General features: G+C 64.8%; 13 protein-coding genes. 7 read left to right on the forward strand and 6 right to left on the reverse strand.

Annotation, left to right across the window (positions count from 1 at the left end; all coding sequences use genetic code 11):
- Positions 1–118 precede the first annotated feature (118 nt).
- Positions 119–1,996, forward strand: a complete 1,878-nt coding sequence (locus AArc1_RS01610; protein ID WP_117362620.1) for a helicase C-terminal domain-containing protein — start codon at positions 119–121, stop codon at positions 1,994–1,996.
- Positions 1,997–2,300: 304 nt separating this feature from the next.
- Here the strand turns inward: AArc1_RS01610 and AArc1_RS01615 are convergent, their stop codons facing one another.
- Positions 2,301–3,515, reverse strand: a complete 1,215-nt coding sequence (locus AArc1_RS01615) for a class I SAM-dependent methyltransferase (RefSeq protein WP_117362621.1) — start codon at positions 3,513–3,515, stop codon at positions 2,301–2,303.
- Positions 3,508–4,707 (reverse strand): 60S ribosomal export protein NMD3, encoded by a 1,200-nt coding sequence (locus tag AArc1_RS01620; RefSeq protein ID WP_117365723.1) that lies wholly within the window; start codon positions 4,705–4,707, stop codon positions 3,508–3,510. Before AArc1_RS01620 ends, AArc1_RS01615 begins: the two co-directional genes overlap by 8 nt.
- A gap of 486 nt (positions 4,708–5,193) precedes the next feature.
- Here AArc1_RS01620 and htpX point away from each other — a divergent pair, with 486 nt between their 5' ends.
- From htpX to AArc1_RS01635, 3 genes are all read left to right on the forward strand, one after another.
- Positions 5,194–6,066 (forward strand): zinc metalloprotease HtpX, encoded by an 873-nt coding sequence (gene htpX / locus AArc1_RS01625; protein ID WP_117362622.1) that lies wholly within the window; start codon positions 5,194–5,196, stop codon positions 6,064–6,066.
- 80 nt (positions 6,067–6,146) lie between these two features.
- On the forward strand, positions 6,147–6,401 hold the full coding sequence (locus AArc1_RS01630) for a DUF7472 family protein (protein WP_117362623.1): 255 nt from the start codon (positions 6,147–6,149) through the stop codon (positions 6,399–6,401).
- Positions 6,402–6,443: 42 nt separating this feature from the next.
- Complete coding sequence (locus AArc1_RS01635; RefSeq protein WP_117362624.1) at positions 6,444–6,833, forward strand: hypothetical protein; 390 nt, start codon at positions 6,444–6,446, stop codon at positions 6,831–6,833.
- A 15-nt stretch (positions 6,834–6,848) separates the two neighbouring features.
- Here AArc1_RS01635 and priL read toward each other — a convergent pair whose 3' ends face one another.
- The gene (gene priL / locus AArc1_RS01640) at positions 6,849–7,928 is read right to left on the reverse strand and encodes a DNA primase regulatory subunit PriL (RefSeq protein WP_117362625.1); all 1,080 of its coding nucleotides are present in this window, start codon (positions 7,926–7,928) and stop codon (positions 6,849–6,851) included.
- A gap of 246 nt (positions 7,929–8,174) precedes the next feature.
- On the opposite strand from priL, the gene AArc1_RS01645 reads away from it, so the two are divergent.
- Entirely contained in the window at positions 8,175–9,035 is an 861-nt protein-coding gene (locus AArc1_RS01645; protein ID WP_117362626.1) for an alpha/beta fold hydrolase, read from the forward strand.
- Positions 9,036–9,186: 151 nt separating this feature from the next.
- Here the strand turns inward: AArc1_RS01645 and AArc1_RS01650 are convergent, their stop codons facing one another.
- The 3 genes from AArc1_RS01650 to AArc1_RS01660 form a co-directional block, all read right to left on the reverse strand.
- Complete coding sequence (locus AArc1_RS01650) at positions 9,187–9,513, reverse strand: HalOD1 output domain-containing protein (protein ID WP_117362627.1); 327 nt, start codon at positions 9,511–9,513, stop codon at positions 9,187–9,189.
- A gap of 273 nt (positions 9,514–9,786) precedes the next feature.
- Positions 9,787–10,530: a DNA polymerase sliding clamp gene (locus AArc1_RS01655; RefSeq protein WP_117365724.1), complete on the reverse strand. Its 744-nt coding sequence runs from the start codon at positions 10,528–10,530 to the stop codon at positions 9,787–9,789.
- 121 nt (positions 10,531–10,651) lie between these two features.
- Positions 10,652–11,896, reverse strand: a complete 1,245-nt coding sequence (locus AArc1_RS01660) for an aminotransferase class V-fold PLP-dependent enzyme (RefSeq protein ID WP_117365725.1) — start codon at positions 11,894–11,896, stop codon at positions 10,652–10,654.
- Between the two features lie 216 nt (positions 11,897–12,112).
- Between AArc1_RS01660 and AArc1_RS01665 the strand changes: the two genes are divergently transcribed.
- Positions 12,113–13,105, forward strand: coding sequence for an ABC transporter ATP-binding protein (locus AArc1_RS01665; protein WP_117362628.1), 993 nt, complete (start codon positions 12,113–12,115; stop codon positions 13,103–13,105).
- On the forward strand, positions 13,102–13,977 hold the full coding sequence (locus tag AArc1_RS01670; RefSeq protein WP_117362629.1) for an ABC transporter permease subunit: 876 nt from the start codon (positions 13,102–13,104) through the stop codon (positions 13,975–13,977). The genes AArc1_RS01665 and AArc1_RS01670 overlap by 4 nt, the downstream gene beginning before the upstream one ends.
- Positions 13,978–14,064: the final 87 nt, after the last annotated feature.

Raw genomic sequence — 14,064 nt, forward strand, 5'->3', positions numbered from 1 at the left:
CGCGAGCCGGCGGCCACTCGTGCGGTAAGCGCTGCCTTCCACCAGCTCCGGCGGACTCGAGTTCACTGGGCGCGACGCTCCGCAGCCTTTAGGGCCGGGCCGCTCCGTGCATCGAACGGTGAATCCCGACCGGATCTTCGAGGCGTTTCCCGCGCCGAGCTACCGCGGGAATCAAGAGCAGGCCCTCCAGGACATCCGCGACGCGTTCGCGGCCGGCAACGACGTCGTTCTCGTCCGTGCGCCGACGGGCAGCGGCAAATCGCTGCTCGCCCGAGCCGTCGCCGGCTGTGCCCGTCGGATCGACGAGGCGGACCCCAGCGACGCGACCGGGGCCTACTACACGACGCCGCAGGTCTCACAGCTCGACGACGTCGCCGAGGACGACCTCCTCGAGGATTTGAACGTCATCCGCGGCAAGTCGAACTACAGCTGTATTCTCCCACAGGAACGGAACACGCCGGTCAACCAGGCCCCCTGCGTTCGCGAGCGGGGGTACGACTGTTCGGTCAAACACCGATGTCCGTACTTCTCAGACCGGGCGATTGCCTCGAACCGGTCGATTGCGGCGATGACGCTCGCGTACTTCATGCAGACCGCCGGCAGCGAGGTGTTTCGCAAGCGCGACGTCGTCGTCGTCGACGAAGCCCACGGCCTCGCGGAGTGGGCCGAAATGTATGCGACGATCCAACTCGGCCCTCGCACTGTGCCGTTCTGGGACGACCTGCGCGTCCCCGCGATCGACTCGATCGAGCGCGCGGTTCGCTACGCCGAGAACCTCGCGGGCACCTGCGAGCGCCGCAAAGACGAGTTGCTCGCCCAGGAGTCGCTCACCCCCGGCGAGGTACGCGAACGCGACCGCCTGCAAGAACTCATCGGCGAACTCGAGTGGTTCGTCAAGGACTTTCGTGACCCTCAGAGTCCAACGACGTGGCTGGTCGACCAGAGCGAACCCCGCGACGCGGGGGCTCGAGGGAACGACGACGGCTCCGGCGACGCCGACGATCAGGCGGGCGGGCCGCTGACGATCAAGCCGATGAACCCCGAAAAGTACCTCGCACACACCGTCTGGGATCGGGGCAACAAATTCGTCTTACTGTCCGCGACGATCCTCAACAAGGACGCGTTCTGCCGTCACGTCGGGTTGAACCCCGACCACGTCGCGCTCGTCGACGTCGGTCACACGTTTCCCGTCGAACACCGGCCGCTGTACGACGTCACCCAGGGAAAGATGACCTTCGAGCACCGCGACGAGACCACGCCGAAGATCGCTCGCACGATCGTCCGGCTCATGCAAAAACACCCCGACGAGAAGGGACTGATCCACGCACACTCCTACGACATCCAGGGACGGCTCGCCGACCTCCTCTCCGATTTCGGCGTCGGCGACCGCATCCGGGTCCACGACCGCGACGGCCGGGACGCCGACCTGGAGGCCTGGAAAGCGACCGACGATCCCGACGTCTTCGTCTCCGTCAAGATGGAAGAAGCACTCGACCTCAAAGGCGACCGCTGTCGCTGGCAAGTGCTCTGTAAGGCACCATTCCTCAATACGGGTGACTCGAGGGTGGCCCACCGTCTGGAAGAGGGCCAGTGGGCGTGGTACTACCGCGCCGCGTTGCGGACCGTCATCCAGGCCTGCGGCCGCGTCGTCCGCGCGCCCGACGACTACGGCTCGACGTACCTCGCCGATTCGAGTCTGCTCGATCTTTTCGAGCGTGCACGAACTGATACGCCCGACTGGTTCACCGACCAGGTCGAGCGCATGAGCCAGCCGGAGTTACCCGCGTTCGACCCGCAGGCCGCCCTCGGTGACTCCTCGTCCGGTGGCCGATCGGGTGGCGTCTCGACGACCGGACGCGCGAACGGACGCACGAGCACCGCCTCGAGTGGACGACGAGATGGTGACACCGACCGCGACCGTGGCTGGTCACGATCGAATCGCCGCCGCTCGTCGGGCTCGAGTCCGCTAGCAGACGTCTGGGATACGGACGGCTGATCGATCGAGGTTTCTGTCGATCGAGTGGCCCCGACAGTCGTCCAGCCGATCAGTTAGAACGCAGCGAGTGCGCCCCAGGCGATCATGGACGTCACCATGAGGACGGAAAAGAGGACGGCCATGATCTTGCTCATGTTCATACGTAGACTCTCAGTCTCCGGGAGCATGAATGTCACGACCGCTACCGACCGGTAGGAGTCGTCACACCACTGACCCACTGCCGGAGCTGTCACACCAGCGGCCGCTTGCCACTCGGCTACCAGCAAGCCCGGCTCGTCGCCCGATGTCCAGCGACCGCCGCCCGTCAGTCGAATCGAGCGTCGACGACGACGTGGGAAACGCCCGCACTGTGGCTCTTCACGCGTCGTTTCTCGAGCACCGTCAGCTCCCGGTCGACCGCCGCTGTGGCGGCCTCGAGTCGCTCGAGCGGACGGTCCCAGCCGCAGGACTCGGGCGTCGCCTCGTGGTAGTGGACGATGCCGCCGGGAGACAGTGCCTCGAGTGCGTCGGGGAGGAACTCGTTGGCTTCGTTCGTGCGGGTGCCGTGGTCGGCCGCGGCGGCCTCTTCATCGTCGCTTTCGACCGATCCGGCGTCGCCGCCCGCCGAGTTACTCGAGCCGTAGTAGCCCATCACGATCCGGTCGACCTCGAGGTCGCCCGTGAGGGCGCGACAGTCGGTCATGTAGGCGTCGACCCGGTCGCTCACGTCGTTCAACACCGCGTTCTCGAGGAGATACCGGAAGGCGGTGGGGTTCAGTTCGGTCGCGGTCACGGACGCCCCGGCGCGAGCCATCGGCAAGGTAAAATAGCCGATACCGGCGAACATGTCGAAGACCCGCTCACCCTCGTTGACGACCGCGCCCATTCGCGCGCGCTCGGCCTGATTGCCCGGCGAGAACATGACGGCGGCGGGATCGAGCCCGTACCGTGTGCCGTGTTCCGTGTGGATCGTCTCTGTGTCCGGATCGCCCGCGAGCAACCGCGTTCGGGGCTCGCGATAGGTTCCCGACGTGCCGTCGTTTTCGATCCCCTCGTCGGCCAGCACGCTGTCGGCTTCGCCGTGGAGGTCGAGTAACGCCTCGGCGACCTCGGTCTCGTCCGGGCAGTCTGCCGGCAGACGAACGAGGATCACGGAGCCGATCACAGCCCACGATCCCGGCGCGGACTCGAGATCGGCGTCGCTCCAGCCACGGTCGACGAGCAGGTCCTCGAGGTCCCGACTCCGGTAGTCGGGATCGACCTGGCGGATCACCTCGCGGACCGGCGTCTCGGCGGGCGGTTCGGTGACGGGCAGTGCGATCCGGTCGGTGACGTCCCCCTGGTTCTGTGCCGTTTGCGTCTCCAGTGGCGTCGCTTCGCTCACGGCCCGGACGCGTCTCGAGTCGTCGTAGACGCCCTCATTCCGAAGCGATTCGATAGCCGTCTCCGTGTGTGCTTTCTCGACGACGACGGCCAACGGCACGTCGCCGTCCGGGTCGGGTAGCGTCGACTCGAGGTCGTCGTCTGCGTTCTCAGGCATCGCTCTCGCCGTGGTCCGTGTACGGGTCGTAGTACTCGGTCTCCGCGTCGTCTTCTGTTTTCGGATCGGGGTCGGGGAGGACGTGCAGCCCGGCGCGGCTTTTCAGTACGGGCACCGTCTGGGCGTCGGGATCGAAGTACGCCGGTCGGGAGACGGTCTTTGCCTCGTAGGTCTCGGGGTCGAGTATCTGGACGGCGTTTTCGTCCTCGACGGTGACGACCGTCGTCTCGACGCCATCCTCGAGTCGGCCGAGCTTCCGCGCGTCGGGCGAAGCGCCGTCCTCGTAGCTGGCTTCGTAGCGCTCGCCAGTCGTCACGCGCGTCCCCTTGAGGTTGCCATGGGCGCTGCGGACGAGTACGGGTCCGTCGTCGTCGTCGGTGAGGTCGATAACGTCGCCAGGACGGTAGGGCGGCAGGCGGACGGCGAAGGTGACACGGTAGACCTCGTTGCCGTCTTCGTCTTCCGTGACGAGCGTCTCGGCGTCGTTGACCGTGCCGCCGAACTCCTCGACCATCTTGCTCGAGATTTTCTTGCCGATCTTGTTGGTCGAGACACGCATGTTCAGCCCATCGTCGACCTCGCCCATTTCGGTGATGAAGGCGTTTCGGTCGCCGGTGGCCTCCATGTCGGCGACGACTCGGTTTGCGATCGTTTTCGCGCGATCGATTTCCTCGCTCGTTGGCGTCCGATCCTCGGCGCGAATCTGGACGATGCTGGCGTAGTAGTCGCCCGCGATCCGTCCACACCGGGTGCAGGTCTGGCGGGCGATCTTGACGGGGATCATCAGCTGTTCTTCGACGGGTGTCCCCCGAACCACACCGGTGAAATAACAGTGCATCCGGATCGTGTTCGGGTCGATCTGTTCGGGTTCGACCTGCCAGGCGACGTCGTCGACGTCGACGTGGACGGACAGCGCCTTGCTGACCTCCTCGACCGCGACGTCGGTGTAGTCGTCGGCACCGACGTCGACCCACCGGTTCCCCCGGTAGACGGCTCCACACTGTGCACACACCCGAACGTCGATCCGATCCGGCGCGTCCACGAAGTCGAACCCCTCGAAGTAACACGCATCACAGAGCTCGACCTCTGCGCCCGGACGGAGCGGATCGACCGCTTGCCCATCGGCGTCCTCGGCCGACCGATCGGGCACTGGCTCCCCACACCGGGGACAGAACGCACGCGAATCAGTCATTGCGTCTCGTTGTCGACTGATCGAGTTAAACGGCCCGCTCTCGCTCGCATCGTCGCGCGCGACCACGTGCTGCCTGCGCTTTCTCACGCCCTCCTTTCTCCGGTGGGCACCACTACACCCGGTCAGCGGGTCCCGACAGCAAACCACCTAGCTCCGAGCCGCTTTCCAGGCGAAACAGGGGGGTTGGCGTTCTCGAGCCGTCCGGCCTCGCCCTCAAACCCGCCCCTCGAGATGGCTGTTTCCGGCCGTCTGTGGTGGGGGAACCTGATCTTCGAACTCACACGGTCGACCCGACCGCCGGTTCGGGTGGATGTCAGACGGACGGCAGACAATGGGTCCCTCCGACGTGTCAGACGGTGTCGCGTCCCGGGGTCTCCATGCGAAACGAAGGGGTTCGACGATCGACAGCACCATATGTCAGTCCCCCGTACTTTCCTCGGAAGTCGCGTTGGTGACACTTATTCGGCTTGACCCCCTACGGATTGTATGGACTGGCAGGCTGACTGGGGGCTGCGGTTTCGGATGTTCTTGACGATGTTCCTGTTGTTCGCACTGTACATCGTCTTCGCTGGCGTACTAACGCTGTACTTCACGGAGGGGGCAGGAAGCATCCTCATATTTGGACTGTTGTTCGGCGGGATGTCGCTCGTGCAGTATTACTTCAGCGACACGCTCACGCTCCGGACGATGGGTGCAAAAGCGGTCACAGCCGACGAATACCCACAGCTCCACGGCTCGGTCGAACGCCTCTCTCAGCAGGCCGACCTCCCGAAACCGAAAGTCGCAGTAATCGACTCGAACGTCCCCAACGCTTTCGCGACCGGGCGCAATCAAAAGAACGCCGCCGTCGCGGTGACCACCGGCCTCATGAACACGCTCAACCGGGAGGAACTCGACGGCGTCATCGCCCACGAACTCGCCCACGTCAAGAATCGGGACATGATGGTGATGACGATCGCCTCGTTCCTCTCGACGATCGCGTTCATGATCGTCCGCTGGGGGGCGCTCTTCGGCGGTGGCCGGAACCGACAGGGTGGTGGCGTCGTCGTCGCTATCCTCGTTTCGTTGGTCGTCTGGATCATCAGCTACATCCTCATCCGAGCCCTCTCCCGGTACCGCGAGTACGCAGCCGACCGTGGCGCGGCCGCGATCACCGGTAACCCCGCCGCGCTTGCGTCCGCACTGATGAAGATCTCCGGTCGGATGGATAAGGTTCCGAAAAACGACATGCGCGAGGAAGCGGAGATGAACGCCTTCTTCATCATCCCGATCAAGTCCGGCATCGTCGGCCAACTGTTTAGCACGCACCCACCGACAGAAAAGCGAATCGAACAACTTCGGGACCTCGAGCGGCTCTGACGACAGTATGCTCGCCGTCCTCGCTCGTCGCTCGAGTCCTTCGAAGCGCTTTTGATCCGGCCGACGAAATCGACCGTATAATGCTCGAGCGCGAGCGGATCATCGAAATCGTGGTCGCGGTCGCCGTCGTCGTCACCATGCTGGGCGTCATGGTTTCCATCGGCTCCTCGTACGGCGGCGACGCACTCTCACCCGACGGTGCAGAACTGCTCGTCGGTGCCATCATCGGGTTCATCTTCCTGTTGCTGGGCGTCGGCCTCGCCCTGGCGTTCCTGCTGAACGACCCCGGTGAGGGGCTCGAGGACGACGATGCCGACGCGAAGAGTACGGCCTGACTACCGCGCCAGCCCTTTCACGTTCGAGACCTGATATTCTCTATGGTCAGATCCGAAACTGATCCGACCGACGGCGGTCGATCGTCGCTGTGGCCGCTGGCCGTCGGCCTCGCGTTCGTGTTGCTCGGTTCCTCGTTGCTCGTACGTTCGCCCGCCGCCGTCGAGCCGTCGCTCGCTGCTGTCGGGCTGGCGACGCTCGCCGTCGTTGCCGCACTGTTGTTCGCGCGACGTACCGGCACCGCTGAGAGCGGTCACGACGATGACGACACCGTTGAGGACGAGGACTCGAGCGTGTGGGACGCTATTCCGTCCTGGCAGTACGAGGGTCGACACGTCGAATCGGGTGGCCTCGCCCGAAGCGAACAGGAGCAGGCGCTTCAGGACATTCAGAAACAGGCCGACGAGCTATCCAACGACCCACCGGAAAAGTAACCCCTCCTGCTCGAGTCACTCGGCGCTCGCGGCTTCGTCGTCTGCCTCGCGCCAGTCCTCTAAGTCGTCGTCTTCGGCGTCGTCGATCCGCTCTTCGTAGTAGGCCATCGGATGTGGAATGCGCTCACAGAGGTCGTCTTTGTTCACGCAATCTCCGTACGACTGCATCGTCGCACACGAGGGTGGCGAGTATTCAGTCGGTGAGGTCTCTCCACGGATGTGGTCGGTCTGATAGCGGGTCATATCCTCGCCGAAGCCGGCGTTTACCTGATAGAGATCGACGATCTCGTCGGTGCTCATCCCGATACTCGCCAGGAAGGCAGTGATCGCGAACCGGGAGTGGTGTGGGAGGTGTTCGCCCTTCTGGACGTCGTCGAGCAAGGCCTTCATACACGGCGGGAAAAGGTCGGGGACGACCGTGTCGATCTCGCGGGTGAGATCGAGGTCGGCGAGGACGTCCCTGATTTCCGTGACGTCGCCCTCGAGGTCGTCTGCGATGGCCTCGGGAACGTCGAACGGGAGGCCGTCTTCGATCCGGTTTCTGATCGCCTCCCGCAAGAGTTCGTGGAGTTCGTCTTCGTCGACCGGCACCTCCCCGTCGGCGAGCGACCGGTTGACGAGTCGCCACTCGTCACCCCAACAATCCGCCGCGAGCGGGAGATAGGTGCCGACGCCGATTCGATACTCCTCGTCGCCACGCTCCTGGACCGCCGACTCGAGATCGAACTCCGTGAGCAGGTCCGTGAGGTCGAGAGCCGTCGACTCGACGCTTTTCAACTCGGTCGTATCCTCGAGATCCGCGACGAACCGTTCGTGGGCCGTCTCGGCTTCCGCCCGGGCGTACCGGCGGACGAGGACGCGCTCGCCGACGACCGAGACGAGCACGCGAGCGACCGGGTACGAGAGCAACTCGGTCCGCGAGTCGCGGTGTGGCTCACCGATCGTGCCGTCCTCGAGCGCGCTCAGGACGCGATTTCGGGCGCGGTCGACGACCGCCTGGTCCCGTTCGACGACGGCTGCGAGGTCGACGGCTGCCGTCGCCACCGACTCGCGGGCCGCCTCGAGAAACGGGTACCGGGCGTGAAGTCGCTGCATCGGTAAAACGATATTACTCCGACGGGATAAGCGCGCTGGTTGCCCAGTACGGCGGTTAAATGGTTCTTACTGCGATCACGATTCCCTGGGCTGTGGTGACCGTCCCCAGACGACGATGGGATGCGATTCGATCCGCGACGACGACAGCGGCGCTGGTAAACCGTGGTTACAGTCGGCTTCCTTTCCGAACGGTCGTCTCGGCCAGGGAGGGTCGATTTCAAGGGGACCCGATACGTCAGTTCGGGTATGCCACGTGCGACTCGGGACGGCGTGTCGATCTACTACGAGTACGACGAGGGCGACGGTGCGCCGGTCGTCTTCGTCCAGGGACTCGGATACGGCCGGTGGATGTGGCGATGGCAACGCGAGGCCATCGCTGGCGAGCACGCCGTGATCGCCCCCGACAACCGCGGAACCGGTCGGTCGGACGCCGGCCTCCCGCCGCTCGTCCCACGGCTTCCACAGAAACTGCGTGTGCCTCTCCTCCTCAAACTGGCCGGCTACTCGATCGAGGGGCTGGCCGCCGACCTCGAGGCTGTCCTCGACGACGTCGGCACGCGCACCGTCCACCTCGTCGGCGCGAGCATGGGTGGGATGATCGCCCTGCAACACGCCATCGACTACAACCGCGTAAAGACGCTGACGCTTTTGTGTACGAGCCACGGCGGCCCGGACGCTGTGCCGGTACCGGAGGAAACCCAGGAACACATCTTCGACACCCCAAAGGGAGCCAGCGAGCGTGAGACGCTCCGTCACCAAATGCGGCCAGCGTTCAACGAGGGCTTCACCAACCGCAACCCACACCTCCTCGACCGGATCATCGAGTGGCGACTCGAACAAGACGCCGGCGAGCCGGCCCGCGAGGCACAGGCGGCGGCAGTCCTCGGATTCGACGTCAGCGACCGACTCCACGAGATCAGGGTCCCGACGCTCGTGATCCACGGCACGAACGATCGCGTCGTTCCGGTCGAGAACGCCCGACTGCTCGAGGAGAAGATCGCCACTACCCGTCTCGAACTCGTCGAGGGCGGCTCACACTGTCTGTTCGTCGAGGACGCACCGCGAGTGAACGACGCACTCTGCTCGTTTCTCGACGACTACGACTAACTCGACCGCGACGGCTCCGAGCGACGTCTGACCGACCGGAGCGACCGCTCGAGTCGCCCCTTCTGGAGGTGGACGAACCGTCGCCTCGAAGCTCGAGGAAGACGAAATCACGGTGACCCAGACGACGGCAATTGGCGGTCTGCGGGACCGTTCAGGCGGTCGGCTGGACTCGATCGGTCCCGTCGACGATTCGAATCTGGCCGTCCGTTCGGACGCCGACGTCGAAGCCCTCGTACGTGAACCACACCTGATGAGCGTCGGCACCGATTCGATGGGCGTGTTCGACCAGCGTATCGAGTGCGCCCGGTTCGACGACGTCGTATAGCGGTGACAGCTCGAGCGGATCTACGTTGGCAACCGCGGCGACGGCCGTCACGATGGCCTCGCTCGGCTCGTCGCCGCCAGCCGGATCGAACGTCGTGACGTACCCTGGCGGTCGCTCGTCTGAACCGTTGTCGGAGTCGTCTGTGGAGGGCATGGCTCGTACTACTGTGCTCTTGCTGTTAGGTCCAATCCTTTCCATGTAATGGCACTATACTACTGACCGGCCGTGCCGGGTGATGGGACCACGGCTCGCTCCAGTCGCGGTAACAAGTTCTTACCGCCCGGAGCCACTGCTGTCGAAGTCGGTGCTCGAGGTGAAACGGACAGCAAAAATCGTCGGATCGCTGTTTCGACGGTTATCGTCCACCGGTCCCATCGAAGCCGCGAGTTGGACTGCAGCTATCAAACATCGGTACGGCGGTCCGTATCAGTCGCTCTGGATGCGGGGTGCGAGCATGTAGGTGACCTGGCCGTGGCCCTCCGCGAAGCCGTAGTAGATCTTGACGGGGAACTCCTCGCCGAGTGCAAGCGTGACCTCGGTGTCGCCGGGAATCGCCTTGTTCATGTCTTTGAGATAATCGAGGCTGAACAGCGAGTGGGCCGGGCCGACCTGAAGGTCGATCAGGTCTGCTTCGGTGAGCTCGAGGTGGACGTCGTCGGTGTCCCCCTCTGCGTCGACATAAAAGAACTCCTCGCCTTCCTCAACGCCGAGGGCGATGTGATCGGAGACCATGTCCGCGGCGGTCACCGAGCGGTTGACGTCTTTGCCCTCGAGGACGACCTCAGCGGGGAGGTCGAGGTCCGGAATGTCCGGTTCCTGGCGGATCGAGTCGGGGTCGATCAACGCGAGGGTGTACTCGAGCCCGTCGATCTGGATGTGGAGCTTTCGGGTTTTCTCGTCGAGTTCGAGCTGGATGAGCTGGCCGGATTCGGCCATTCCGGCGATGTCCTCGAGCCGAGAGAGGTCGACGCCGATCGTCCCGCCATCGGCCTCGTAGGATTCGAACGCGGCCGCGTCGAGCGAGAGATCGACCATCCCGACGTTCGCGGGGTCGACGGCCCGGATTTCGAGGCCCTCGGACTCGAGGTGGATCTTGCACTCGTCGACCAGCACGCTCACCGAATCGAGCGCGCTGGTGAGCGTTTCCGCGCTCACGATGGCCTTGAACATATAGATCGGGGTACGGACGGTCGGCATAAAAAGCCACCCTTTACGGCCGACGGGACGGTCGGTAGTTCGGTCGGCGTCCGAGGTGCTTACACCGCTGGTGTCGGTTCGTGGCCCATCACGATTATGCGAACAGTTGACGTGCGTCGTCAAGTGCGGCGACCAGCTTGTCGACCTCTTCGCGCGTGTTGTAGACGTAAAACGAGGCTCGAGTCGATGCCGGGACGCCGAGTTTGTCGTGAAGCGGCTGGGTACAGTGGTCGCCAGCGCGGACGGCGATCGTGTGGTCGTTCAGGATCGAGGTCAGGTCGTGGGCGTGGACCCCCTCGAGATTGAAGCTCACGAGCCCGCCGCGGTCGGGGCCGCCCTCGGGGCCATAGAGTTCGACGTCGCCTTCGGCCGCGAGTTGATCGTAGGCGTAGGCGGCCAGTTCCTCCTCGTGTTGTCGGATCCGATCCATGCCGAGGTCCTCGAGCCAGTCGATGGCGGCGTGGAGGCCGACGGCTTCGGCGATCGGCGGTGTCCCGGGTTCGAACTTCCAGGGGAGGTCGGCCCAGGTCGACTCCTCGAAGGTGACTTTGCGGATCATGCCGCCGCCGTAGAGATAGGGCTCTAGCTCCTCGAATAGCGCTTCCTTGCCGTAGAGGACGCCGATACCGGTGGGGCCAGCCATTTTGTGACCCGAGAAGGCGTAGAAATCGGCGTCGATCTCGCCGACGTCGACGGGGCGGTTGGGGACGGCCTGGGCACCGTCGATGAACGCGAGGGCGCCGTGGTCGTGGGCCAGTTCGGTCAACTCGCTGACGGGGTTGACGGTGCCCAGCGTGTTCGAGACGTGGACGGCGGAGACGATGGCCGTCTCGTCGTCGATCAGCTCGCGGGCGTGGTCCATGTCGAGGCGGCCGTCGTCGTCGACGCGGACGTATGCGACGTCCGCACCGGTGCGCTTTGCGACCTGCTGCCAGGTGACGAGCGAGGCGTGGTGTTCCATCTCCGTCAGCACCACCGTATCGCCCGGCTCGAGTTCGTTCAACCCCCACGAGTACGCGAGCAGGTTTTCGGCTTCGGTCGTGTTCTTCGTGAAGACGATTTCCTCGCGGCCGTCCGCCCCGATAAACTCCGCGACGCGGTCGTGGGCCTCCTCGTAGCGAATAGAGGCCTCCTGGCTCAGGTGGTGGATGCCGCGATGGACGTTCGCGTTGTACGTCCGGTAGTACTCGCTCATCGCGTCGACGACCGCGTCGGGGGTCTGGGTCGTCGCCGCGTTGTCGAGGTAGACGACCTGCTGGCCGTCGAACTCCCGCTCGAGAATAGGGAACTCCTCCCGGATGGCCTCGACGTCGAGCGACTCGAGGTTCTGATGACTCATCATACGACTAGCAGGGCCCCAGACAAAACACTCCTTCGGTTCTGCGGCCTCGAGACGGACTGGATCGCCGATATCTGTAACGGCTCGTCCTCGGTTCGCGATCCGAGGCTGGTGCTGTTGGTCGCGCTCGACCACTCCCTGTCTCACAGAGGCGTTTTCTGCCTCTGAGAGGTCGACCATCGGCTTATATGCTCGATCGTGGTAGCTGCGGAGAACATGGCAGCCATCGAGACGGCTGGGTTGACCAAACGGTACGGCGACGTCACGGCCGTCGACGACCTCGAGTTGACCGTCGAGGAGGGGGAGGTGTTCGGATTTCTCGGTCCGAACGGTGCCGGCAAGTCGACCACGATCGATCTCCTGCTCGATTTCGTCCGTCCGACCGCCGGCTCGGCGACGGTGCTCGGCTACGACGCCCAGGCTGCCCCTCAGAAGGTGAGCCAACGCGTCGGCGTTCTCCCCGAGGGGTTCGACGTCTATCCGCGACTCACCGGCCGTCGCCACGTCGAGTTCGCCATCGAAACCACCGACGCCGACGACGACCCCGACGCGATCCTCGAGCGCGTCGGCCTCGAGCCGGACGCTCGCGATCGACCTGCTGGCGAGTATTCGACGGGGATGCGACAGCGTCTGGCGACTGGAATCGCCCTCGTCGGCGACCCCGACCTGCTGTTGATGGACGAACCCGCCTCCGGACTGGATCCCCACGGCATCCGCGACCTCCAGACGCTCGTCCGCGAGGAAGCCGACGCCGGAACGACCGTCTTCTTCTCGAGTCACATTCTAGAGCACGTCGAAGCCGTCTGTGACCGCGTCGGCGTCCTCGTCGACGGTCAGTTGGCCGCCGTCGATACGATCGCGGGGCTGCGCGCATCGGTCGGCACCGGGGCCACGATGGAACTCACCCTCGCCGGGCGGGTCGACCGAGCCGCCGAGACTGTCGCCGCACTCGAGGGTGTCACCGACGTCACGACCACGGGATCAACCCTCGAGTGCCTGGTTACTCATCCGCGAGCGAAAGCACTCACCGTCACCGAACTCGAGGACGCGGGCATGACCGTCCGAGACCTTCGCGTCGAAGACGCCTCGCTCGAGTCGCTTTATACGACGCTGACCGACGAACAAGCGGCTGACGTCGCAGCCGAGGCGCTCGAGGACGGGTCCGGCTCGGACACGAACGCTGAACACGAACCGGAGGCGGTCGGATGACGTCGAACGTGTGGGCGGTCGCGCGAAAGGAGTTCGACGACGCCGGTCGCTCGCGGCTGCTCTGGACGCTTGTGGGGTTGCTCGTGCTCGTCGCGTCGCTCGGCTACGCGGCGCTGTGGTACGCCGACGAGCCGGTCACTGCGAGCGAGGCGCTGGCGTTCCTCGGAGTGCCGTTGCAGGTGTTGCTTCCGATCGCCGCCCTCGTGGTCGGCTACATGGCCGTCGTCGGCGAGCGACGATCCGGGAGTATCAAGCTCCTGTTGGGGCTGCCGCCGACCCGGACCGACGTCGTCCTCGGGAAGCTTCTCGGACGGCTCGCCGTCGTTGCCGTCGCCATCGCGTTCGCGTTCGTCGTCGCACTTGTCCTCGGTGCGGTGCTGTTCGGCGAGGCTCCAGTGTTCGAGTGGCTTACCTTCGGCGCGATCACGCTCCTGTTCGGCTCGGTGTTCGTCGCCGTCGCCATCGGCGTCTCCGCCGCCGTCTCCACTCGAGGTCGGGCGATGGCGTTCGTCGTCGGCTGTTACGTCGCCATCGTCGCCTTCTGGGAGTTACTCACCGCCGGTCCGTACTACCTGCTGTACGGCCACGGGCCGCCCGTTCAGGCCGCCCCCTGGTATCTCGCACTCGAGCAGTTCAACCCCGTTCTCGCGTACACGACCCTGACGAATCTCGTCCTCGAGAACGACCTGGTCCCGCTGCAGTTCCAGTACGGGCTCGAGTCGATCGAGGCGGCCGGGATGACGCCGGCGGAGCGATACCCCGGTGACGCACCCGTCTACCTCCAGGAGTGGTTCGCGTCGGTCGCGCTTTTGATCTGGCTGGTCGTTCCCGTCGCCATCGGCTACTATCGGTTCATCCGCGCCGACCTGTAACCCGCTCTCCAGGGACCCGGCTCGAACACGACAGCCGGTGAACCGATCGGCAAACGCCACCGGATCGAGTGAGCCGTCGACGACAGC

Origin of the sequence: Natrarchaeobaculum sulfurireducens (assembly GCF_003430825.1) — an archaeon.
GTDB classification, from domain to species: domain Archaea; phylum Halobacteriota; class Halobacteria; order Halobacteriales; family Natrialbaceae; genus Natrarchaeobaculum; species Natrarchaeobaculum sulfurireducens.